Genomic DNA, 23,053 nt, shown 5'->3' on the forward strand with positions numbered 1-23,053 from the left:
GGTGCCGTTGCGCTCGCAGGGCATGGCCCGGCGCTACCCGATTACGGGCATCCCGGTAGCGCCGGGCCATGCCCGGCGGGCGAAGGATTCAGCTGGCGTCGTCACCAAACCACCCGCGCAGGAAATCGATCAGCTGCCGCACCTTCGGCGAGGGCTGGCTGCTGTGCGGGTACACCGCGTACACGCTCTGCTGCGGGAAACGATGCTGGCGCAGCACCGGCCGCAGGCGGTCGTGGGCGAGATCGTCCTCGATCAGCCAGCGTGGCAGCACGGTCACTCCTGCGCCGGCCACGGCGAACGCGCGCAGGCTGCTGGCCCCATCCACGCGTATCACCGCGTTGCCCGGATTGGTGGCGAACAATGCATCGCTGCCATCCGGCGCGACCACTGGCACATCGGCCAGGCGCGGATAGCCGAGGCGGGGAAGGGTGCCCAGCAGTACCGGATCATCCGCGGCCTCGGCGGATCCCAGGCGCGCCAGCAATGCCGGAGCGGCCACCGCGCACAGCGGGTGACGTTCCAGCTCGGTGGCATGCAGTTGCGAATCGGGCAGGCGGCCGAGGCGGATCGCCAGGTCGAAGCGCTCGGGAATCAGGTCGGCCGGTGCCGGCGAGGTCGATAGATGCAGCGCCAGCGCTGGATGCTGCGCGCGGAAGGCCTCCAGTGCTGGAATCAGCCGCAGCTGCGCGTACTCCGGGGTGGTGGTCAGGCGCAGCACGCCCTGCAGTTGATGCTGGTCGCGGCGCGCGGCATCGATGGCGGCCTGCGCGGCATCCAGTGCCTGCACGCAGTGCTGCAGGAACTGTTCGCCGGCCTCGGTCAGCGCCAGGTGGCGGGTACTGCGCAGCAGCAGGGTTACCCCCAGCTCCTGCTCCAGCCGCTTCAGGTTGAAGCTGACCACGGCCCGGCTCAGGCCCAGGCGCTCGGCGGCGGCGGTCAGGCTGCCGGCCTCGACCACGGCACGGAAGATATCGAAGCGATCGAGGCTGACCATGGTGGCTGATTGTCAAAACAGGTTTGACAGTGTTGCAGCTGCCGTCGTGTTTTTCCAACAACGCTGGTCCGCGATGCTGTCGCCTTCGCTGCCGGAGCCTGCTGATGCCTTCCCCACGCCTGCGCCATGAGGCGATCTTCCTGCTGGTGTTCGCGCTGGACCTGGTCAACATGTTCATCGCCACCGTGGCCTACCCGGCGCTGGCGGCCGAGCTGCATGCGGACATCGGCACCTTGGCCTGGGTGGGCACGGCTTACATGCTGGGCCTGAGCGTGGTGATTCCGCTGGCTCCGTGGCTGGCCGCGCGCTGCGGCGAACGTCGCCTGCTGCTGGCTGCCTTGTTGCTGTTCGCGGTGGCTGCGGGTCTGGCCGGCGCCGCGCCGTCCATCGGCTGGCTGCTGGGCTGGCGGCTGCTGCAGGGGTTGGCTGGCGGGCTGCTGATTCCGGTGGCGCAGGCGGCGGCGTACCGGCAGTGCACGCCTGAGCAACGCGGTGCGCTGACCCGGCGCATCCTGCTGGTGGCGTTGCTGGTGCCGGCACTTGCACCGGCTCTTGGCGGCCTGCTGGTGCAGTGGCTGTCCTGGCGCGGCGTGCTGTGGGCCAGCCTGCCGCTGGCGGTGCTGGCGACCGCCCTGGTGCTGGCGTGGATGCCGGCCGATGGCCTGCGCAGTGCGCCACGCCTGCAGGGCTATGCACTGGCCACCGCGATGTCTGCGCTGGGCGCGTTGCTGCTGGCATTGACCTGGCTGGGTGAGCCTGACCATCGCTTCGCCGGCGCAGGGTTGCTGCTGCTGGCAGCAGTGCTGGCCGTCGCCCACCTGCGTAATGCACGCCGGCAGCCGCAGCCGCTGCTGCGCTGGTCGCTGCTGTCCCATCGAGGCCTGCGCATGGCGATGCTGGTCTATCTGGCGGTGCCGGGTGTGTTCATCGGCAGCCAGCTGGCCAGTACCCTGCAGTTGAACCACGCCGGTTACAGCGCCGCGCAGATCGGCGCCTTGATGTTGCCGTGGGCGCTGGCCTCGGCACTGGCAATCACCGGCAGCCGACGCTTGCTGGCGCGCTTCGGGCCGGGCTCGGTGCTGCCGCTGGGCATGGTCCTGCAGGCCAGCGGTCTGCTGCTGATGGCGCTGCAATCGCAGCCCCCCTTCACGCTGGCCGCAACGCTGTTCGCCCTGATGGGCGCTGGCGGCAGCCTGTGCAGCAGCACCGCGCAGACGCTGGCGTTCCATGGTGTGGACGCCGAGGCGCTGGGCGATGCCAGTGCACTGTGGAACCTCAACCGCCAGCTCAGCTTCTGCCTGGGCACCGCCGCCATTGCTCTGCTAATGGCCTTGGCCATGCAGTGGTGGCCGGCGCATGCCACCGGCGTGGCGCTGGGCCTGGCGGCCGTACTCACCCTGTTGCCATTGGCGCTGCTGCGCCGGTCGCAGCTGCATTCCCTTTCCACTACGGAGACTGCTTGATGGACATGACCGCCGAACACGAAATCCACCTGCTGCACGACAAGCTGCAGGCCTGGTTCCGCGCAGAAGTCGCGGCCGATGCACTGGATGATCTGATGGAACATTTCTGCGCGGACTTCAGCATGGTCGGCATCTCCGGTCGCAGGTTGGACCGCGCCGCCGTGCAGGCGCTGTTCGTGGGCGGACACGGCGCCCGGCCGGGACTGCGGATCGCCATCGAGGCCGTGCAGGCGGTGGAAGCGCCGTCGCCCTTGGCGGTGCTGCGTTATCGCGAGGGACATGCCGTGGGTGCGGGAGAAACCGCGTGGCGGGAATCGCTGGCAGTGCTGCGGCAGGAAGGAGGGCACTGGCGCTGGCTGGCCCTGCATGAAGTACCGGTGGCGTGATGGATCCGCCGGGCATGGCCCGGCGCTACCGTGGTTGGCCGTGAACGGGTAGCACCGGGCCATGCGCGGTGAGCGCAGCGGCAGCAGACCGCACATGTGCCATCAGTCCTGCCTGTAAACGCCGCAGAATGCAAAGCAGGCACACGCTTTGCCGGGGGCTACGGGAGTAGGCTGGGGCCTTTCCTGCCGGGAGGTGATGTCCATGCGTGTGCGTGCCGTTGCTGTTGCCGTAGCCCTGAGCCTGTCCAGCGCCGTGCTGGCCGCCGACACGCCGCCGATGACCCCGGACATCAGCGGAAAACCCTTCGTCGCCCCCGATGTGGGCCGCGACTACGACAAGCGCGTGGTGATGGTGCCGATGCGTGATGGCACCAAGCTGTACACGGTGATCGTGGTGCCCAAGGGTGCCCACAATGCACCGATCCTGCTGACCCGCACACCGTACGATGCCGCCGGCCGCGCCAGCCGCAGCGATTCACCGCGCATGCGCGATCTGCTGCCGCAGGGCGATGAAGTGTTCGTCGATGGCGGCTACATCCGCGTGTTCCAGGACATCCGTGGCAAGTACGGCTCCGAAGGCGATTACGTGATGACCCGGCCGCTGCGTGGGCCACTGAACGGTACCAAGGTCGATCATTCCACCGATGCGTGGGACACCATCGATTGGCTGGTCAAGCATGTGCCGGAGACCAACGGCAAGGTCGGCATGCTCGGCTCGTCGTACGAAGGCTTCACCGTGGTGATGGCGCTGACCGATCCGCACCCGGCACTGAAGGTGGCCGCGCCGCAGAGCCCGATGGTCGATGGCTGGATGGGTGACGACTGGCTCAACTACGGTGCCTTCCGCCAGGTCAATTTCAACTACTTCGCGATGCAGACCGAGAAGCGGGGCAAGGGCACGCCGCTGCCGTCGCTGGGCTACGACGATTACAGCACTTTCCTGCGCATCGGCTCGGCCGGTGACTACGCCCGCTTTACCGGCGTGGACCAGCTGACCTGGTGGAAAAAGCTGGTACAGCACCCCGCTTACGATGCGTTCTGGCAGGGCCAGGCGCTGGATGCGGTGATGGCGAAGACGCCGCTGAAGGTGCCGACCATGTGGCTGCAGGGCCTGTGGGACCAGGAAGACATGTGGGGTGCCAACCACGCCTACCAGGCGATGGAAGGGCGCGATACCGGCAACACCCACAACTACCTGGTGATGGGCCCGTGGCGGCACAGCCAGGTGAACTATGACGGCAGCCAGCTTGGGGCGCTGAAATTCGATGGCGATACCGCGCTGCAGTTCCGCCGCGACGTGCTCAAGCCGTTCTTCGACCAGTACCTGGTGGATGGCGCGCCGAAGGCCGATACGCCACCAGTGCTGGTCTACAACACCGGTGAAAACCATTGGGACCGCCTGCAGGGCTGGCCGCGCAGCTGCGAGAAGGCGTGCGCGGCAAACAGCAAGCCGCTGTACCTGCGTGCCGGTGGCAAGCTGGCGTTCCAGGCGCCGGCGGCGGGCGAGGGCGACTTCGAGGAATACGTGTCTGATCCGTCCAAGCCGGTGCCGTTCGTGCCGCGTCCGGTGCGCTTTGGCGACCGCGACATGTGGACCACCTGGCTGGTCAAGGATCAGCGCTTCGTCGATGGCCGCCCCGACGTGCTGACCTTCATCACCGAGCCGTTGACCGCACCGCTGCGCATCGGAGGTACGCCGGTGGTGAACCTGCAGGCGTCCACCAGTGGCACCGACAGCGACTGGGTGGTGAAGCTGATCGACGTGTATCCCGACCAGGAAGCATCGACACCGGAGATGGGCGGCTATGAGCTGCCGGTGTCGCTGGCGATCTTCCGTGGCCGCTACCGCGAGAGCTTCAGCGACCCCAAGGCATTGGCGGCCAACCAGGTGCTGCCGTACCGTTTCGACCTGCCCAATGCCAACCACACCTTCCAGAAGGGCCACCGGGTGATGGTGCAGGTGCAGTCCAGCCTGTTCCCGCTGTACGACCGCAACCCACAGACCTACGTGCCGAACATCTACCTGGCCAAGCCGGGTGACTACCAGAAGGCGACGCAGCGGGTATGGCACAGCGCCGCGCAGGCCAGTTACATCGAACTGCCGGTGTACTGAGACGGAGGGGATGACGCCGGGCACGGCCCGGCGCTACCCCGGTCGCGCGATGTCGGTAGCGCCGGGTGTGGTAGTGCCGGCCGCTGGCCGGCAACGCGATGGTGCGAAAGCGTGAACAGATCGCTTGCAGGACCGACGGGGTAGTGCCGGCCGCTGGCCGGCAACCCGGTGGCGCGAAAGCGTGTCGACCAAGGTCGACACCTACCGGAACAGATCGCCTGAAGGACTGATGGGTTAGTACCGGCCGCTGGCCGGCAACGCGGTGGTGCGAAAGCGTGTCGACCAAGGTCGACACCTGCCCGGGCAGATGCGCTTCAACCAACCTTCGAAGGGCCGGTGCGCCAGCGGCTGGGCACCAGCCCGAAGCGCTTGCGGAATGCGGCAGCGAAGTTGCTGGGATGCCGATAGCCGGTTTCCGCAGCCGCCTGTTCCACGCTCCAGCCGGATTCGCGAAGGCCCTGCTCGGCATGTCGCATGCGTTGTTCGTGCAGGTAGTCGAACACCGAGCAGCCATACTCCTGGACGAAGTGCCGGCGCAGTGCGCTGGGGCTCATGCAGGCCAGTTGGGCAAGTTCCAGCAGGCTGTGCGCATGGCCAGGGTCGTCGTGCAGGAACGTCCGTACGCGTTCCAGCCGCGCCCGCTGGCCACTGCGCAGCGCACGCGCACCTTCGGCGTGCAGATCATCGGCCTGCAGGCCGGTGGACAGCAGCTGCAGGGCAATGCCCTCGCGCCACAGCGCGTCCAGGCCATCCTGCCAGGGGCTGTCGAACAGCTGCGCGAGAGGCGGCAGCATCGCGTGCGGAATCGCCCAGTGCCTGCATTCCATGTGTGAACCCAATGCCCGCTGCAATTGCGGTTGCCGCAGCAGGTCCGGGTCCAGATCGGCTGGCACCATCAGGCTGATGCCACGCAGGCGCATATTGCCGGGATGGACGCCGACCATTGCCACATGGTCGCGGTGACTGGTTGTCACTGCGGTGCCTGCGCGCAGGCTGAAGTCACTGCGGTTGGGAACCTGCACGTCGACCTGGCCCTGCAGCATCACGCGGATGACCAGGCCGGGCCGTTCGTGCGCGGTGGCGGTGTAGGCGATGCGGTTGTGCACATCCGATGCGAGCAGGCTCATGCCGCCGCGCAGGGTCTGTTCGTGCAGGTCGCCGTGACCGGCCCACTGTTCTTCGCGCAGGTGGCTTGGATCGGCACGGTAGTCATAGCCGTGTCGCTGGCCAAAACGGCGGTAATCGGCAAACGTGAAATATCGGGACATCGCTCGGCGCTCAACCATTGATGATGGGTGCCGGCGACGATGTGCCCGCACGTTCCATCGTGCACCTGCAGCGCGGATCGGTCCTGCGCTTTCAGAGTTGGAAATAGATTCCTGTCATTTTCTCCAATGCCAGCCCGAATGCGATATCCAACGGGTCAATCGATTGGCATTTACGGCCAAGTTGAAGGTCGCGCAGCAATGCGCGTGCGTACTGTAACTGCTCGGGACGGGTGATCGATTCGTCTTCGTACTGGTCAAAGAGCAGGCCGAACCGCGTATTGAGGGTAGTGAGGAAGCCGCTGTCGAACAGCAGATCGACCGTGGCATCGCTGAGCATCACTTCGTACAGATCGCCAGGCAGGCAGGAATCGGTATCCAGCCGCCGTTCGGCATCGGCAGAAAGTGGAACGCAGGCTGTACGCATGGGAGCTCAGGTGGCGGGCATGCGCGCAAGTATCACGCATGCAGCGCTTTCGTCACGAAGAAGGGCGTAGTGTCGATAAGGTCGGACGGTTCTGTCCGCATCGATTTCCCAACAGATGGAGACCACAGATGATTGATTACCGACTCAACGGAAAAACCGCGATCGTCACCGGCGGTGTATCCGGTATCGGCCTGGCGGTAGCGGAAACGCTCGCTGCATCGGGCGCGCGCATTTCGGTGTGGGACCTGAAGCAGGATGCGGTGGATGCCACGGTGGCCACGCTGCGCAACCAGGGGGCCGAGGCCATCGGTGTCGCGTTGGATGTCACCGACGAGGCGGCGGTGGAAGCGGCGGTGCAGCGCACGGTGAAGGAACTGGGCGGCGTGCATGTCGCAGTGAATAACGCTGGCATCGGCGGGCCAGCGGCAAGCAGCGGCGACTATCCCATTGATGGCTGGAAGCGCGTGGTCGATGTGAACCTGACCAGCGTGTTCCTGTGCCAGCGGGCGCAGATCCAGGCGATGCGCACGGCGGGCAGCGGCGGCAGCATCATCAACATGGCCTCCATCCTGGGCCAGGTCGGGTATGCCGGTTCGACCGCCTACGCGGCCGCCAAGCACGGCGTGGTCGGCCTGACCCAGACGGCTGCATGGGAGCACGCTGCCGATGGCATCCGCATCAATGCGGTGGGCCCGGGCTTCATCAACACGCCGTTGCTGGAAAAGATGGACGCCAAAGTGCGTGCCACCCTGGAGGGCCGGCATGCACTCAAGCGCTTGGGAACGCCGCAGGAAGTGGCCGCGCTGGTCGCCTGGCTGGCCAGCGACGATGCCTCGTTCGCGACGGGTGCCTACTACGCCATCGACGGTGGTTACCTGGCGCAGTAGTGCCGGCCGCTGGCCGGCAACTCCCGTTGCATGGAACAAGGCGGCATCGCCCGGTGAAGAGGGCGTGCCATCGCCTTCACCCCCGTCCCACGGCCGCCGGGCAACGCTCCGGGAAACTTCCGGAGCCTCCCCATGGAACTTACCCAGGACATGTCCATTCTGCTGCGCGTGGCCGCCGCCATGGTCTTTGGCGGCGTGCTGGGCGTTGAACGTGAGATGGGCAAGCACGCTGCCGGCCTGCGCACGCACATGCTGATTGCCGGTGCCGCTGCGCTGATCGTCGGCCTCGGTGATTCGGTGGCCGAACACTTCCAGCAGGAACGCTACCGCGATCTGCTGCAGGTCGACCCGGTGCGATTGATCGAAGCGGTGGTGGCCTGCGTGGGCTTCGTTGCCGCCGGCACCATCCTGCGCGGCAGTCGCGAAGACCAGGTCAGCGGGCTCACCACGGCCAGTTCGCTGGTGATGGCCGCGGCCATCGGTATTGCCGTGGGCATCGGCAAGTACGTGATCGCGCTCGGTGTCAGCGTGCTGTGCGTGCTGGTGCTGGCGTTGATACGGCGGGTGGAGAAGAAGCTGTAATCGCTAAATGGTAAGACCAATATTCCGTATAGCCCTATGGTCTAATAGGCTGTCGGCAGGATTGGAGGTTCAATTCGCGCCTGTGGTCCGATTGTTGGTCAATGTGGTACGACCAATATATGAGGGCCCGACGCCCCCACCCGGTGGGGAACCTCCTGTTCCTGTCGAGAGCCCTATGCAGCCCTGGCAACACGTGTACGACCCCGCCGGCAACCTTTGGTTGTCGAGCCTGATCGCGCTGCTGCCGATCGCCTTCTTCTTCATCGCCCTGGCCGTGCTGCGCATGAAGGGCTGGATCGCTGGCACCATCACGGTGGCCATCGCGCTTGCCGTGGCGCTGCTGTTCTATCGCATGCCGGTGGCGCAGGCGCTGGGCGCGGCCGGCTTCGGCTTCGTCTATGGCCTGTGGCCGATCGCCTGGATCATCATCGGCGCGGTGTTCCTGTACAAGGTTTCGGTCAAGACCGGCCAGTTCGACATCATCCGTGCCTCGATCCTGTCGGTCACCGAGGACCAGCGATTGCAGATGCTGATGGTCGGCTTTGCCTTCGGTGCCTTCCTGGAAGGTGCAGCCGGGTTCGGTGCGCCGGTGGCGATCACCGCCGCGCTGCTGGTCGGGCTGGGCTTCAAGCCGCTGTATGCGGCCGGCCTGTGCCTGATCGTCAACACCGCGCCGGTGGCGTTCGGCGCGATGGGCATCCCGATCATCGTGGCGGGGCAGGTGACCGGCCTGGATGCCTTCGAGATCGGCCAGATGGCCGGCCGCCAGCTGCCGTTCCTGACTGTCATCGTGCTGTTCTGGATCATGGCGATCATGGACGGCTGGCGCGGCATCAAGGAAACCTGGCCGGCGGTGCTGGTGGCAGGCGGTTCGTTCGCCATCGCCCAGTACCTGACCTCCAACTTCATCGGCCCGGAACTACCGGACATCACCGCCTCGCTGGCGTCGCTGGTCTGCCTGACCCTGTTCCTGCGCCGCTGGAAGCCGGTACGGATCTTCCGCTTCGATACCGAAACCAGCGCTGAGGCGGCCGCACAGGCAATGGAGGCGCCGCGCCACAGCGTCGGCCAGATCGCCAAGGCGTGGTCGCCGTTCCTGATCCTCACTGCGATGGTCACCGTGTGGAGCATCAAGCCGTTCAAGTCGCTGTTCGCAGCCGGTGGCCCGCTTGAAGGCTGGGTGCTGAAGATTCCGGTGCCGGGCCTGGACCAGATGGTGCAGAAGATGCCGCCGATCGTCGATGCGCCGCTGAGCTATGAGGCGGTGTACAAGTTCGACTGGTTCTCGGCCACGGGTACCTCGATCATCCTTGCCGCAATCATTGCGATCATCGCCCTGCGCATGCCGGCGCGCTCGGCGCTGCAGACCTTCGCTGAAACCGTGCACGAACTGCGCATGCCGATCTTTTCGATCGGCATGGTGCTGGCGTTCGCCTTCATCGCCAACTATTCGGGGCTGTCGGCAACGCTGGCGCTCGCACTGGCGCACACCGGCAAGGCGTTCCCGTTCTTCTCGCCGTTCCTGGGCTGGCTGGGCGTGTTCCTGACCGGTTCGGATACCTCGTCCAATGCACTGTTCTCGGCGCTGCAGGCGACCACCGCGCAGCAGATCGGCGTGTCCGACGTGCTGCTGGTAGCGGCCAACACCACCGGCGGTGTCACCGGCAAGATGATCTCGCCGCAGTCCATTGCCATAGCCTGCGCGGCGGTGGGCCTGGCCGGCAAGGAGTCGGACCTGTTCCGCTTCACCGTCAAGCACAGCCTGATCTTCACCACGATGGTCGGCCTGATCACCTTGGCCCAGGCCTACTGGTTGACCTGGATGATTCCCTGAGCCATGCAGTACAGGCCGACCAACAGCGGCGTGCTTCGGGCCACAATGGCGCCATGAGCACACAACGGGTTTCGGACAAGGTGGCCGCGCAGCTGCGTGCGCTGGTGCAGGAACAGCAGTTGCAGCCGGGCGACAGGCTGCCGGCCGAGCGCACGCTGGCCGTTCAGCTTGGGGTCTCGCGCACCGCGCTGCGCGAGGCCATCGCGCAGTTGTCCAGCCATGGTCTGCTGACCGCGCGGGTAGGCGGTGGCACTTACGTGAGCGAGCCCGCCGCACGTGCGCGGCAGGCGCTGGATGAACCGCTGGTGCCGTACCTGCCGCTGTTCCAGGGGGACCCGGAATACCGCTTCGATGTGCTTGAAATCCGCCACGCGCTGGAAGGCGCCACGGCCTGGCACGCCGCGCTGCGCGCCACCGACGAGGACCGCGCGCGCATCGCCCAGGCGTTCCAGACCATGATGGATGCGCATGGCAAGGACGACCCCGCCGGTGAGGCGCAGGCCGATGCGGCCTTCCACCTGTCCATCGCCGAGGCCTCGCACAACCTGGTATTGCTGCAGGTGATGCGCGGCCTGTTCGAACTGCTGCAGACCAATATCTCGCAGAGCCGCGAAAAGCTCTACACCTCGGCCAGGACCTTCTCGCCGCTGTCCGACCAGCATCGCGAAATGATGGATGCGGTGCTGGCCGGCGACCCCGAACGTGCGCGCGCCGCCGCGCATGCCCACCTCGAGTTCGTGCACACCACGCTGCGCACCCTCGATGACAACGAAGCCCGGCGTGCGCGGGCTTCGCGTCTACCTTCCCCACACGGTTGACCCCATGATCATCTCCGCCTCCACCGATTACCGTGCCGCAGCCGAACGCCGGCTGCCGCCGTTCCTGTTCCACTACATCGATGGTGGCGCGTATGCCGAGCACACGCTGAAGCGCAACGTATCCGATCTGTCCGACATCGCGCTGCGCCAGCGCGTCCTGCGCAACATGTCCGACCTGGGCCTGGAAACCGAGCTGTTCGGCGAGAAGTTGGCGATGCCGGTGGCACTGGCACCGGTCGGCTTGACCGGCATGTATGCCCGTCGCGGCGAAGTGCAGGCCGCGCGTGCAGCCGACAGCCGCGGCATTCCGTTCACGCTTTCCACGGTGTCGGTGTGCCCGATCGAAGAAGTCGCCCCGGCGATCCAGCGCCCGATGTGGTTCCAGCTGTACGTGCTGCGCGATCGCGGTTTCATGCGCAATGCGCTGGAGCGCGCGCAGGCGGCCGGTGTAACCACCCTGGTATTCACTGTCGACATGCCGGTGCCGGGCGCGCGCTATCGCGACGCACACTCGGGCATGAGTGGTCCGAACGCTGCAATGCGCCGCATCGGCCAGGCCATCACCCATCCGCGCTGGGCGTGGGACGTCGGCCTGCGCGGACGCCCGCATGACCTCGGCAACATCTCCACCTACCGTGGCAACCCAACAGGCCTGGAGGATTACATCGGCTGGCTGGGCAGCAACTTCGATCCGTCCATTTCGTGGAAGGACCTGGAGTGGATCCGTGAGTTCTGGAAAGGCCCGATGGTGATCAAGGGCATCCTCGACCCGGACGATGCGCGTGATGCGGTCGCGTTCGGCGCCGATGGCATCGTGGTCTCCAACCATGGCGGCCGCCAGCTCGATGGCGTGCTGTCCACCGCTCGGGCGTTGCCGGCCATTGCCGACGCCGTGCAGGGTGACCTGAAGATCCTCGCCGATTCTGGCATCCGCACCGGCCTGGACGTGGTGCGCATGCTGGCGCTGGGCGCCGACACCGTGCTGCTGGGCCGCGCGTTTGTCTACGCTCTTGCCGCGCAGGGCGAGGCCGGCGTGGCCAACCTGCTGGACCTGATCGCCAAGGAAATGCGCGTGGCGATGACCCTGACCGGCGCGCATCGCATTGCCGACATCGGCCGTGATTCGCTGGTGCACCTGCCATGAGTGATCGAAACACGGTGCTGGAACAGTTGCGTGCCGCGGCGGGGGACCGCCACGTACTGACCGGTGACAAGGCCACCCGTCGCTTCCGTCGCGGCTATCGCTTCGGTGACGGCCCGGTACTGGCGGTGGTGCGCCCGGGCACGCTGCTGGAACTGTGGCGTGTGTTGCAGGCGGCGGTGCAGGGCGGGGCCGCGATCATCCTGCAGGCGGCCAATACCGGCCTGACCGGCGGTTCCACCCCGGACGGCGATGACTATGGCCGGCCGATCGTGCTGGTCAGCACCCTGCGCCTGACCGGCATCCAGCTGTTGAATGAAGGCCGCCAGGTGCTGTGCCTGCCTGGCGCGACGCTGGACCGGCTGGAGCAGACGCTGGCGCCACTGGGCCGCGAGCCGCACTCGGTGATCGGCTCGTCGTGCATCGGCGCCTCGGTGCTGGGCGGCATCTGCAACAACTCCGGTGGCGCGCTGGTGCGCCGCGGCCCGGCCTATACCGAACTGGCGCTGTATGCGCAGGTCGACGCGCGGGGTGAACTGCAACTGGTCAACCATCTGGGCATCGCGCTGGGCGACACGCCCGAGCAGATCCTGCAACGCCTGCAGAGCGGTGACTACAGCGCCGCCGATGTCAGCGACGGTGATGGCCGTGCCGCCTCCGATCCGCGTTATGCCGAGGAAGTGCGCAAGGTCGATGCCGATACCCCGGCACGCTTCAACGCCGACCCCAGCCGCCATTTCGAGGCGGCCGGATCTGCCGGCAAGCTGGCGGTGTTCGCCGTGCGCCTGGATACCTTCGAGAAGGAGGCCGCCGAGGTCTTCTATATCGGCAGCAACCGCACCGACAGCCTGACCGCGATCCGCCGCCAGCTGCTGACCGGCTTCGAGCGCCTGCCCATCGCCGGCGAGTACATCCACCGGGATGCGTATGACATCGGCGAGCGCTACGGCAAGGACAGTTTCCTGCTGATCGACACGCTCGGTACCGCGCGCGTTCCGGCCGCATTCGCACTGAAGAGCCGGGTTGATGGCTGGTTCGAACGGCTGGGCCTGCGCGGTGTCACCGACCGCATGATGCAACTGCTGACCGGACTGCTGCCTTCGCACCTGCCCAAGCGCATGGGCGAGTTCCGCCAGCGTTACGAGCATCATCTGCTGCTGAAGGTTTCCGCACAGGATGCGGCTGCCACCGAGGCCTGGCTGCGCGGTTTCTTCAACGACCACGAAGGCGGCTACTTCCATTGCACGGCGGACGAAGGACGCAAGGCCTTCCTGCATCGTTTCGCGGTGGCCGGTGCGGCGGTGCGCTACCGCGAAGTGCATCGCGATCAGGTGCAGGACATCGTCGCGCTGGACATTGCGCTGCGCCGCGATGACGCCGACTGGTTCGAGCAGCTGCCGGCCGATATCGATGGGCGCCTGCTGCACAAGCTGTACTACGGCCACTTCCTGTGCCATGTGTTCCACCAGGACTACATCGCGCGCAAGGGTGAAGACCCGATGGCCATCGAGCATGCGATGTGGGCGTTGCTGGACCAGCGCGGCGCGGAGTACCCGGCCGAGCACAACGTCGGCCACCTGTATCCGGCCAAGCCGGCGCTGGCCGGCTTCTACCGCACGCTGGACCCGAGCAATACCTTCAACCCCGGCATCGGCCAGACGTCGAAGGCGAGGGGCTGGGGCAGCTGCGACTGCGACGGGCACTGAGCCGCAACGCGGCGCCTGCGCTACCATCGGTCTCTCGCAAGGACGTGCCGGTGCGCACAGGATGAACATGGTTTCCACGCGCATGGCTTACGCGGTGCTGTCTGTACTGCTGCTGGCATCGTCGTTGCCTGCAGCGGCGGACGTTGCGCCCGTTCAACGGGACGCGGCAGGCAACCGGCTGGAGACGCTGCTGCTGCAGGGCGGGCAGGGGCCGGACGGCCCGGAGCGCTACTGCACTGCTGATGGCCAGTGGTGCGTGCAGGCGCTGCCTTCAGCGGGCGAAGACCAGCCGGCCTCGCTGGAAGTTGCCGAGCGCGCGGATGCTGAAGGCGAGCCGCAGATGCGCTACGTGCCCATCGACGTGGTTGACGATGGCGACCTGCGGGTCTGGCCCTTCATCGTGCGCCTGGCGCCCGGCGCCGGGGCAGCCCAGGCCGTGGCCGATCCACAACAGGCCGCATTGCAGAACGTGCTCGTCGGCGGTCTGGTGGAGGCCCGTGCGATGTATTCCGGCGGCGGTGCCAGCGCATCGACCCTGCACCTGGCGCGCATCCGTCATCTTGACGATGGCATCCAGGTGGACGCCGACGTGCTGTCCGTTGCGTGGTCGGCCAACAAGATGATCCGGGCCTGTTTCAGCGAGCGCGATTTTGATCAGCGTGCCGGCGCCTGCCATGACGAGTACAGCTTCGATGCGGAACTTGCGCTGGCAGCCGAAGCGCAGGACATGCCCGTACTGCGCTACCAGACCGGGGCCACCAACTATCCGGCCGGGGTATCACCGCAGCGGGACTCGCTGGCCAAGGGGCGGTTGACGAAGAAGGACCTGCGCACCGAACAGGATGCGCAATGCAGCTACACGCGCACCTTCCGCTTCACGTCAGGGGCGTACCAGCCGGACCAGCCGCTGCCGGAGTGCTCGGCCTACACCGAGCCCTGAACCATGGAGCCGGGCGCAAGCCCGGCTCTGCGCAACGGCCGTGACGCGCTTACTCGCAGCGGGTGGCGGTGATGATGTTGTCCTTGTCCACGAACACGCGCAGGCGGTCCTGGCGGATGTCCTTGGTGGTGATGGTGGCCGGGCCGATGGGGTTGACCATGCCGGCGCCGCTTTCGCTGGACAGGCGGCGGATGTTCGGCTCGTTGGCCGGCTGGCCGATGGCCCAGCCCAGCTGGCTGGCATCGCAGCGGCCACTGCCCTTGACCTCCGGGCCGGGAGTGCTGACACAGGCCGACAGCAACAAGGCCAAGGCGGGCAGCAACAGAGTCAGGCGGATGGTCATGCGGGCGCTCCTGCGCAGGGGATTGGCGGCACGATAGCACTGACCGCGCGAAACCCGGCAGCGTTCGGGTCATTGCCCGCGCGGCCGCCGCACTGCATAGTGGCCGGCGTTGCCGGCAACGTGCCGGCGGGCAGGCCGGGCCACTCCGGTGCAGGTGTTGGGTCCGGTATGAGGTCAGGCAGTTTCCGTGGCAGGCAGAACGCAGTGAAGGCGACGGCAGTGCTGTCGTTGCTCTGCATGGCAGTGGCAGCCATGGCTGCCGAACCGACGCCAGCGCCGGCGGCCGAAGCGCCGGTATTTGGTGGCTGGCGCAACCTGCAGACCGAAGCCGGTTACCAGCCGGCGCAGCGCAACCTGGCGTTCGCGATGCTGCCGCAGGCCGCAACCCGTGGTGATCGCTTCGCCATCCTCGACCGTGAAGGCAAGCGCACGGTGTGCTGCCTGCAGGTGGCCAGCGAGTCGCTGGGTGTTGCCGCGCTTCGCGAGCAGTACCACCTGCCGCAGGCCGGGGTGACCGATCTGAGCAACGGCCGCAGCCCGGCGCGCCCGTATCTGCCGCATGTCTATGCGATGCAGCGGGTGGATGAACTGGCCGATTATGGTTTCGCCGATGTTGCCGGTGCCTACAGCGACCTGGGCGGGCTGCTGCTGCCCGACGCTGCCGCGCTGGCTGCCGACGGCACCGAAGTGCGCGTGGGCGAGGGCCATTATCGCCTGCAGTTCCACCGCCAGCCGCTGGCCGATGATGACGGCGCACTGGACCGGTACACCCTGCAGGTGCTGCCTGCCGGCGACCCGGTCGTGGTTGAAGTGCCGTTCGGCACCTACTGATTGCCACATCCCACTGGCTAGAATGGCGCGCGGCGCTGCCTGCGCGCCTGATCCTGCGAGTTGTTGCCGTGCGATTTCTGTTGCTGCCCCTGCTGTTGCTGGCCGGTTGTGCCAGCGTGCCCCCTGCGCCGCCACCGGCCCACTCGGATGCGCTGTGGCGCCTGATCGAACGTGATTGCCAGGGCGCACAGTCGCCACGCGGCGATTGCCTGCAGGTGCGCCCGGCCGTTGATCACCGCGATGTGCTGGTCAAGGACGCGCACGGCCGCTATCAGTTCCTGCTGATGCCACTGGACAAGGTCAGTGGCATCGAAAGTCCCGCGTTGTACCGGCGCGGGGCACCCAATTACTTTGCTGCCGCCTGGCAGGCCCGCGCTCGTACCGAGCAGGCACTTGGCCAGCGGTTGCCGCGCAGCGTCGCCAGCCTGGCATTGAACTCGCCGCATGGACGTTCGCAGCACCAGCTGCACATCCACGTCGATTGCCTGCGCGCCGACGTGCTGCGGGCGCTGGAAGACAATCGCGCGGCCCTCGGCACGCAGTGGGCACCGCTGCCGGTACGGCTGCGCGGCCATCAATACCAGGCGCGGTTGCTGCCGGGCGAGGCGTTGACTGCCAATCCCCTCAACCTGCTGGCCTATGGCCTGAGCGGTGTGGACAGGGTTGGCCAATGGAGCCTGCTGGTGGCGGGACACGAGGACGTGCACGGCGCGCCGGGTTTCATCCTGCTGGCCACGCAGCTGGATCCCGGCAGCGACAACGATGCCAGCGCCGAGGAGCTGCAGGACCATGCCTGCAGCGTGTTGACCGGCGCGGATGCTTCGCTGGAGCGGGTGCGCTAGTTCTCTGCTGACTGCCGTTGCAGCCAGACAGGGGCTGTCAGGGCGTAGAGCTGGCGGTCCTGCCAGCCTTCGACATCCAGGTGGTGGTCGCGCAGCAAGCCTTCGCGCTCGAAGCCGATCGCCTGCAGGGTAGCGACCAGCGCGCTGCCTGCATCGGGCGGTAGCAGTACGAACAGGCGACGGATCCCCACCTGTTCGAACAGGAACGTGCACAGCGCCTGCAACGAAGCGTGCAGCTGCCGCCGCTGGGGACAGCCTGCGGCATGCAGCCAACGCAGTTCAACGCTGCGCGCATGCGCGCAATGCAGGCGCAGTTTCAACTGGTCCAGCAGCTCACCCGCTGCGTCGAAGCTGCCCAGCAGCAACTGATCGTTGTCGTGTTGCAGCTGCGAACGCTGAACACCGCAGAGGAAATGGGCTTCGGCATCGAAATGGTCAGGCGGGTTGCCGCTGCGTTCGACCTGACGATAGTGGTGACGCCAGGCGGAAAGGTCTGAACGCTGCAACGGGCGCAGCACCACAGGCCCGTGCTGGAGCAGCAAGAGGTGGCGGCGCAGCACCGGTCGCAGCGGTGGCAGGGAAGTAGGGAAATACCGGTTCATGGGGTGGGACGATGCCGCAGGCCGGCGAGGGGGAACAATGAAAGAAGTTGCAAATGCGGCGCGGTCGCTGGCTGCGGTCTGATTCGGTTCAGGCATAACGCCATCAAGCCTGGTCATTTCCGTTGCAACCATCCGTTCAGGACACTTTCGTTACGGGATCGTTATGCGCACACCGTCGCCAGCGCCCCGGACCACCCGCCCAACTCCCCCAGGAAGCCCATGTCCGCCTCTCCCCTGGCGCTGCGCCCGCGTCCGCTGGTGCTTGCCTTGTCGTCCCTGATGCTGGCCTCGTTGCCCGCCTTCGCGCAGGAAAGCGCACCCACCTCATTGCAGGAAGTGAAGGTCACCGGCTCGCGCATCCCGCGTGCCAGTGTCGAGGGACCGTCGCCGGTCACGGTGATCAGCCGCGAGCAGATCGATGCGCAGGGCTATCGCAATGCATTCGATGCGTTGAGCGCGCTCACCGAGAACACCGGCAACGTGCAGGGCGAGGACTTCGGCAATACCTTCACCCCGGCGGCGAACACCATCAACCTGCGTGGCCTGGGCCCGAACCGCACGCTGGTGCTGGTCAACGGCCGCCGCCAGGCCGACTATCCGCTGGCCTACGAAGGCTCGGTGAACGTGGTCAACCTGGCCAACATCCCCAGTGCGCTGATCGAGCGCATCGAGGTGCTGGCCGCAGGGGCGTCTGCGGTGTATGGTTCCGATGCCATCGCCGGCGTGGTCAACATCATCCTCAAGGACCGCTTCGACGGCGTGGACGTCAACGTGCGTGCCGGCGGCACCCAGCAGGGCGGTGGTGACAACCAGCGCGTGCAGGTGGTGGGAGGCAGCTCGGGCGACCGCTGGGAAGGCCTGTTCGGCTTCGAACTGGACGTGCGCAAGGCGATCCACGCGCGCCAGCGCGATTTCATGGATTCGCTGGACGATGACCCCACCGGCAAGGCGCCGCAGCCGACGGCCGTCGCCTATCGTCGCAATGCAGCCACCGGTCGCAACATCGATCCGGGCACCGCCGGCTGCGATGCGGCTTCGTCCATCTACGGTGGCAGCGTGCTGCGCGCCAACAACCCGCGCCAGGGCTGGTACTGCGGCAGCAACGAAGCCGCTGCCAGTTACTGGACCGTGCAGACCGAGAAGCGCAACCTCAACGGTTACGGCCTGCTGACCTTCCACGTCAACGACACCACCGACCTGTTTGCGGATGTCGCGCTGGGCAGCGCACGGATCAACAACAATACCCGTGCGCCCACCTGGACCTCGTCACGCAACTACTTCTACAACCAGAACACGGGCAACCTGGAGAGCTGGTACCGCCGCTTCGCGCCGGAGGAAATCGGCGGCCTGCCGCGCAATGCCAACCGCTTCCTGGAAAGCTCGTGGTCGTTCAACGTCGGTGCGCGGGGCCAGATCGGCGACAGCGGCTGGGACTACGAGGCCGTCTACAGCCGCTCACGCTACGAGAACCGCACGCGCCGCCCGGTGCTGCTGGCCGGCATCAACGAGTACCTGCTGGGCCCGCAGCTGGGCGTGCGCAACGGCGTGGAGGTCTATGCACCAGACCCTGCGCGCCTGTTCCAGCCATTGACGCCCGACGAGTACGGCCGCCTGTCCGACTACCAGGAAAGCCGCAATGCCGCGTGGCTGCAGACCTTCAGCGCGACGGTCAACGGCCGCCTGTTCGCGTTGCCCGGTGGCGATGCCGCATTGGCCGCGGTGGTCGAAGCGGGCAGCCAGGGCTACCGCAATCGCCCGGACCCGCGCTTGGGCACCGGCGAATTCTGGAACACCAGCGCCGGCATCGGTGCTGGTGGCGAACGTGACCGCTATGCGGCCGGTGTTGAACTGCAGCTGCCGTTGCTGCAGTCGCTGACCACCACCCTGGCAGGTCGCTACGACCAGTACCGCGCCGGCGGCGAGCATATCGGCAAGGCGACCTGGAGCTTCGGTGTCGAATTCCGTCCGATCGAAAGCCTGCTGATCCGCGGCACCGCGGCCACCAGCTTCCGTGCGCCGGACATGAACTATGTGTTCGCCACCGAGACCCGTGGCTACAACCCCGGCATGACCGACTACTGGCGCTGCCGCACCGCCGGCCAGTCGTATGACAACTGCGACTACAACGGCCTGTCGATCGACTACAGCAACCGCGCCAACCCGCAGCTGCAGCCGGAGTCGGCCAAATCGTACGGCTTCGGCGTGGTCTGGTCGCCACTGTCCGGGCTGGATTTCAGCGCCGACTACTACGACATCCGCATCGACAACGAAGTGACCAGCCTCGACACCAGCCGCATCCTGCGTGATGAGGCCGATTGCCGGCTGGGCCGCACCCTCGGCGGCGAAGCGCGCGACATCAGCTCGTCGCTGTGCCAGGACGCGCTGTCGCGGGTGATCCGCAACCCCTCCACTGCCACCGTGCAGCCGGACCAGGTAACCCGCGTACTGATCAACCCGATCAATGCGGCATCGGAGTCGGTGCGCGGCATCGACCTGAAGGGCAACTGGCGCTTCGATGCGGGCCGCTATGGCCGCTTCACCACGCGCCTGGCCTACACCCTGGTGCTGGAGCATGAGTACAAGCAGTTCGCCGATGACGAAGTGCGCGACATCCGCAATTCGCTGGATGACTACCAGTGGCGCAGCAAGGCCAATGGCAGCATCACCTGGAACCAGGGCGACTGGACCACGACGCTGTATGGCAACCGTTTCGGCTCGCTGCCCAAGACCGATGGCAGTGGCCGCATCGCACCGTACATGACCTACAACGCCAGCGTGTTCCGCCAGTTCGGCGAAAACCTGTCGGTGGGCGTGATCGTCAACAACCTGCGCGACAGCCGCCCGCCGGCAGACAAGAACGGTGGCGGTTGGCCGTTCTATCCTGTCGGCAACTACGACCCGTATGGCCGTCAGTTCTGGGTGCAGCTGGATTACCGGTTCCGTTAAGCGATGCAAAACGAAAGGCCCGGCATTGCCGGGCCTTTCTTTGTGTGGCACTTCGCTTCCAGCGCCATGCAATGGCATGCTCACCCAATCAGCAGGGAGGAAACAACGCATGGACGTTCGTCATCTGATGGTTGTGGTGCTCGCAGTCGCGGGCTGCAGCAGCAAAGAAGAAGCACCGGCAGCCGCTGCCCAGGATGCCACGATGGCGCCTGCCGACCGGGTTGAGGCAGCAACACGGATACGCGCTGCTGCAACATCCCTGCACACCGCTCCCGCTTCGCCCGGGTCTGCAGTCATTGCTGCGGCGGCCAAGCCAGCGGAAGGAACGTTCCTCACCGGCGAGCGCAGCCTGTTGAGTGAGGGGGCGATGTCCGTTGAACGATTCCATGCGGTGGTCGGTTCCAACAGAGCATTCGCACAGGCGGTCAGCCAATTCGAGCAGGATGCCGCACGCCAACCGGAAGCACAGGATCTGACCGGGCTGTACAGGTCAGCGGTGACTGCGGCGCTGGACGGGAATACGGACGTGGTCTCGTTCGCATGCGGCTACAGCTTGTGCCTCGGCGAGATCCGCAGCCGGACCGAAGACGGTTTCAGCGCCTGGGCGCGCTCCTTCGAGAAGGGCAACACGCCTCCCGTCTATGCATTCGCAACGGCCGAGTACACCCTGGGCCGGAACCTGTATTCGGGACGCTTCGTGTTCTCCACCGATCCGGCTGCCAACGGCATCACCACCCAGTAGGTCGGGACATGCCGGGCGGATGAAACGTTACGGCAGCGCCTGCACCAGGTACGACTCGATGACGTAGCTGAAAGGCTGCTGCTGGCGGTCGCGCAGCAGCGCGCGCACTTCCAGGATCACTCCATGGTCGCCATCGCCGCGCGGCGGCCAGAACGTCTGGTCGGTCACGGTCTGGCGCTGGAAGCCGAGCGGACCGACCACGCGGCCGAACGGCTCGTCGGTCGTGTCCAGGACCTGGTTCATGGCCGGGCTGAGATGGTCGGGCAGGTACCAGTTGTCGGCCTCGGACAGCACGCGGCTGCCGCAGGCCAGCTGCACGCGCCGGTAACGCAGGGGCGTGGAGGCAGTGGCGCCCAGGGCCTGCAGCACGTCGGCCGGGGCGGTCTTGTCCTGGCCGTGCACACGCACGGCACGGACCCGGGCCTGCTCGGCCAGGCCGTGCTCGGCGCACCAGCTTTCCAGGGTGGCGGTGGCGCTCTGGCCGGCCAGCACGCGCTGGTGCAGTACCTCCACCAGCGCGGCGGAGGCAATCCGCTGCTGGCCCGGCGGCGCCTGCAGGGGCGCGCTGGCGCTGGCATCGGTGGCGGACAGGCTGGCGATCGGGGCAGCGGCCAGCAGGGACGCGGCCTGCCAGCGGCGAAGACGATCGTGGCGGTCGGACGGGCCCATGCGGCATCACAGCGGAAACAGGCGCCCATGTTACCCGTTCAGGCGTGTATCCGGCGTCCCTGCGGCGCACGGTCGCGGACGGGATTCATCGTGCCGGTGAATGCATGGCATGCAGATATTTCGTTGGCCGATGGACGCGGCGGCGGGCAGGATGGCGCCAGTGTTGGCTTTCCGGGAGAACCTGATGACCCTGCAGTTCGTCCATGGCGGCGTCGATCGCGACGGTGCCCCGCTGCATTTCCACATCCGTGGTGGCCGGTTTGTCGGCATCAATGGCGACGATGCAGCAGCACAGGGAGCCGAAAGCGTCGATCTGACCGGTTTTACCGTGCTGACTGGACTGGTCGACGGCCATATCCACCTGGACAAGAGTTTCGTCGGCGACCGCTGGCATCCGCATCAGCCGGTGAACAGCCTGCGCGAGCGTCTGGCGGTGGAAAAAGCCGCGATTGCTACCGCCGCACCCATGGCCGATCGTGCCGAGGCCCTGATCCGCCAGTGCAGCGGATTCGGTACGGTGGCGATGCGGTGCCACGTTGACATCGATGGCAGCACCGGCCTGCGTCACCTGGAGGCGGTGCGTGAAGCGGCGCTGCGTTGTGCCGACATCATGCGCATCCAGTGGGTGGCATTCCCACAGGCGGGCGTGATGTCGTGCCCGGGTACGGCGGTCATTCTGGAACAGGCGATTGCTGCCGGGGTGGAGGTGCTTGGAGGCATCGACCCGAGCACGCTGGACGGGGATGCCGAAGGCCAGCTTGCGTTGTTGTTCGGGCTGGCCGAGCGCTATGGCGTGCGTCTGGACATCCATCTGCACGAGCCGGGCGAGACCGGGCTGGCGCAGCTGCTGCGGATCGCCGCGCGCACACGCGCGGCGGGCCTGCAGGGCAGGGTGGCGGTCAGTCACGCTTATGCGCTGGGCGAGGTGCCGTTGGCGCGGGCGCTGCAGGTGGGTGAGGCCTTGGCTGCCGCAGGCGTAGCGATCATGAGCAATGCGCCGGGCGACCATCCGTTCCCGCCGCTGCGTGCTCTGCACGACGCCGGTGTGCGCGTGTTTGCCGGCAACGACAACATCCGTGACTGCTGGTGGCCCTATGGCAATGGCGACCTGCTGCAGCGGGCGATGCTGCTGGGCTATCGGTCGGGCTTCTACACCGATGCGGACCTGACGCTGGCGCTGGACATGGTCACCACCCATGCGGCGGAGGTGATCGGGTTGCCGCAGTACGGCATTGCAGAAGGTCGTCCGGCTACCTTCGTGGCGGTGCGTGCCGACCATGGCCCGGCGGCGGTGGCCGCAGTGCCGGCCGAGCGACGCGTGGTGGTCGACGGTCGCTGGCTGTAGCGGCCGGGCCGTGCCCGGTAGCACCTGGTAGTGCCGGCCGCTGGCCGGCAACTTCAACAGCAACAGCCGAAGCAACAGCGGCACTCCGAGGTAGGGCGGTGCGGTGTCGGATTGCGGGGACGCCGCAAGTACGTCCCTGTAGGCTCAGCCGCGCCATCCATGGCGCGGATGCCCCGC

Annotated in this window: 21 protein-coding genes; 15 read left to right on the forward strand and 6 right to left on the reverse strand. The window is 66.7% G+C overall.

The features are described from left to right. Positions 1-88: 88 nt before the first annotated feature. Positions 89-994: a LysR family transcriptional regulator gene (locus AC3WTC_RS03765; protein ID WP_312966059.1), complete on the reverse strand. Its 906-nt coding sequence runs from the start codon at positions 992-994 to the stop codon at positions 89-91. A 104-nt stretch (positions 995-1,098) separates the two neighbouring features. Between AC3WTC_RS03765 and AC3WTC_RS03770 the strand changes: the two genes are divergently transcribed. The 3 genes from AC3WTC_RS03770 (at position 1,099) to AC3WTC_RS03780 (ending at position 4,956) form a co-directional block, all read left to right on the forward strand. Next, on the forward strand, positions 1,099-2,457 hold the full coding sequence (locus AC3WTC_RS03770; protein WP_492710639.1) for an MFS transporter: 1,359 nt from the start codon (positions 1,099-1,101) through the stop codon (positions 2,455-2,457). Then, positions 2,457-2,843, forward strand: a complete 387-nt coding sequence (locus AC3WTC_RS03775; protein ID WP_492710641.1) for a DUF4440 domain-containing protein — start codon at positions 2,457-2,459, stop codon at positions 2,841-2,843. Before AC3WTC_RS03770 ends, AC3WTC_RS03775 begins: the two co-directional genes overlap by 1 nt. A 202-nt stretch (positions 2,844-3,045) precedes the next feature. After that, the gene (locus tag AC3WTC_RS03780) at positions 3,046-4,956 is read left to right on the forward strand and encodes a CocE/NonD family hydrolase (RefSeq protein ID WP_025878501.1); all 1,911 of its coding nucleotides are present in this window, start codon (positions 3,046-3,048) and stop codon (positions 4,954-4,956) included. Between the two features lie 314 nt (positions 4,957-5,270). On the opposite strand, the gene AC3WTC_RS03785 is transcribed toward AC3WTC_RS03780, so the two are convergent. After that, a complete protein-coding gene (locus AC3WTC_RS03785; protein ID WP_088100184.1) occupies positions 5,271-6,224 on the reverse strand; it encodes a helix-turn-helix transcriptional regulator in 954 nt (317 codons plus the stop codon). A 91-nt stretch (positions 6,225-6,315) separates the two neighbouring features. After that, the gene (locus AC3WTC_RS03790; protein WP_280883891.1) at positions 6,316-6,648 is read right to left on the reverse strand and encodes a hypothetical protein; all 333 of its coding nucleotides are present in this window, start codon (positions 6,646-6,648) and stop codon (positions 6,316-6,318) included. A 128-nt stretch (positions 6,649-6,776) separates the two neighbouring features. On the opposite strand from AC3WTC_RS03790, the gene AC3WTC_RS03795 reads away from it, so the two are divergent. The 7 genes from AC3WTC_RS03795 (at position 6,777) to AC3WTC_RS03825 (ending at position 14,556) form a co-directional block, all read left to right on the forward strand. Continuing rightward, a complete protein-coding gene (locus AC3WTC_RS03795) occupies positions 6,777-7,535 on the forward strand; it encodes an SDR family NAD(P)-dependent oxidoreductase (protein ID WP_025878504.1) in 759 nt (252 codons plus the stop codon). Positions 7,536-7,667: 132 nt separating this feature from the next. Continuing rightward, on the forward strand, positions 7,668-8,117 hold the full coding sequence (locus AC3WTC_RS03800; RefSeq protein ID WP_223482641.1) for an MgtC/SapB family protein: 450 nt from the start codon (positions 7,668-7,670) through the stop codon (positions 8,115-8,117). 175 nt (positions 8,118-8,292) lie between these two features. Next, positions 8,293-9,951, forward strand: a complete 1,659-nt coding sequence (gene lldP, locus AC3WTC_RS03805; protein ID WP_140225872.1) for an L-lactate permease — start codon at positions 8,293-8,295, stop codon at positions 9,949-9,951. A 53-nt stretch (positions 9,952-10,004) separates the two neighbouring features. Next, complete coding sequence (lldR, locus tag AC3WTC_RS03810; protein ID WP_032975263.1) at positions 10,005-10,769, forward strand: transcriptional regulator LldR; 765 nt, start codon at positions 10,005-10,007, stop codon at positions 10,767-10,769. Between the two features lie 4 nt (positions 10,770-10,773). Next, entirely contained in the window at positions 10,774-11,913 is a 1,140-nt protein-coding gene (gene lldD, locus AC3WTC_RS03815; RefSeq protein ID WP_492710645.1) for an FMN-dependent L-lactate dehydrogenase LldD, read from the forward strand. Beyond that, positions 11,910-13,616, forward strand: coding sequence for a D-lactate dehydrogenase (gene dld / locus AC3WTC_RS03820; RefSeq protein ID WP_492710647.1), 1,707 nt, complete (start codon positions 11,910-11,912; stop codon positions 13,614-13,616). Before lldD ends, dld begins: the two co-directional genes overlap by 4 nt. Positions 13,617-13,677: 61 nt before the next feature. Beyond that, complete coding sequence (locus AC3WTC_RS03825; protein ID WP_492710649.1) at positions 13,678-14,556, forward strand: hypothetical protein; 879 nt, start codon at positions 13,678-13,680, stop codon at positions 14,554-14,556. A 49-nt stretch (positions 14,557-14,605) separates the two neighbouring features. On the opposite strand, the gene AC3WTC_RS03830 is transcribed toward AC3WTC_RS03825, so the two are convergent. Continuing rightward, the gene (locus tag AC3WTC_RS03830) at positions 14,606-14,899 is read right to left on the reverse strand and encodes a hypothetical protein (protein WP_492710651.1); all 294 of its coding nucleotides are present in this window, start codon (positions 14,897-14,899) and stop codon (positions 14,606-14,608) included. A 168-nt stretch (positions 14,900-15,067) separates the two neighbouring features. On the opposite strand from AC3WTC_RS03830, the gene AC3WTC_RS03835 reads away from it, so the two are divergent. Both AC3WTC_RS03835 and AC3WTC_RS03840 read left to right on the forward strand, forming a co-directional pair. Next, positions 15,068-15,730 (forward strand): hypothetical protein, encoded by a 663-nt coding sequence (locus tag AC3WTC_RS03835; protein WP_032975267.1) that lies wholly within the window; start codon positions 15,068-15,070, stop codon positions 15,728-15,730. Positions 15,731-15,798: 68 nt separating this feature from the next. After that, positions 15,799-16,572: a CDP-diacylglycerol diphosphatase gene (locus AC3WTC_RS03840; protein ID WP_223495375.1), complete on the forward strand. Its 774-nt coding sequence runs from the start codon at positions 15,799-15,801 to the stop codon at positions 16,570-16,572. On the opposite strand, the gene AC3WTC_RS03845 is transcribed toward AC3WTC_RS03840, so the two are convergent. Then, complete coding sequence (locus tag AC3WTC_RS03845) at positions 16,569-17,174, reverse strand: GNAT family N-acetyltransferase (RefSeq protein WP_492710653.1); 606 nt, start codon at positions 17,172-17,174, stop codon at positions 16,569-16,571. The genes AC3WTC_RS03840 and AC3WTC_RS03845 overlap by 4 nt on opposite strands. 219 nt (positions 17,175-17,393) lie before the next feature. Between AC3WTC_RS03845 and AC3WTC_RS03850 the strand changes: the two genes are divergently transcribed. Both AC3WTC_RS03850 and AC3WTC_RS03855 read left to right on the forward strand, forming a co-directional pair. After that, the gene (locus AC3WTC_RS03850) at positions 17,394-20,120 is read left to right on the forward strand and encodes a TonB-dependent receptor plug domain-containing protein (RefSeq protein WP_492710655.1); all 2,727 of its coding nucleotides are present in this window, start codon (positions 17,394-17,396) and stop codon (positions 20,118-20,120) included. Positions 20,121-20,196: 76 nt separating this feature from the next. Further along, entirely contained in the window at positions 20,197-20,862 is a 666-nt protein-coding gene (locus AC3WTC_RS03855) for a hypothetical protein (RefSeq protein ID WP_492710656.1), read from the forward strand. Positions 20,863-20,889: 27 nt separating this feature from the next. On the opposite strand, the gene AC3WTC_RS03860 is transcribed toward AC3WTC_RS03855, so the two are convergent. Beyond that, positions 20,890-21,531 (reverse strand): hypothetical protein, encoded by a 642-nt coding sequence (locus tag AC3WTC_RS03860; RefSeq protein ID WP_025878517.1) that lies wholly within the window; start codon positions 21,529-21,531, stop codon positions 20,890-20,892. 184 nt (positions 21,532-21,715) lie between these two features. On the opposite strand from AC3WTC_RS03860, the gene AC3WTC_RS03865 reads away from it, so the two are divergent. Continuing rightward, a complete protein-coding gene (locus tag AC3WTC_RS03865; RefSeq protein ID WP_492710665.1) occupies positions 21,716-22,876 on the forward strand; it encodes an amidohydrolase family protein in 1,161 nt (386 codons plus the stop codon). Positions 22,877-23,053 lie beyond the last annotated feature (177 nt).

It is taken from the genome of Stenotrophomonas sp. FW305-C-20-S1 (assembly GCF_058783335.1).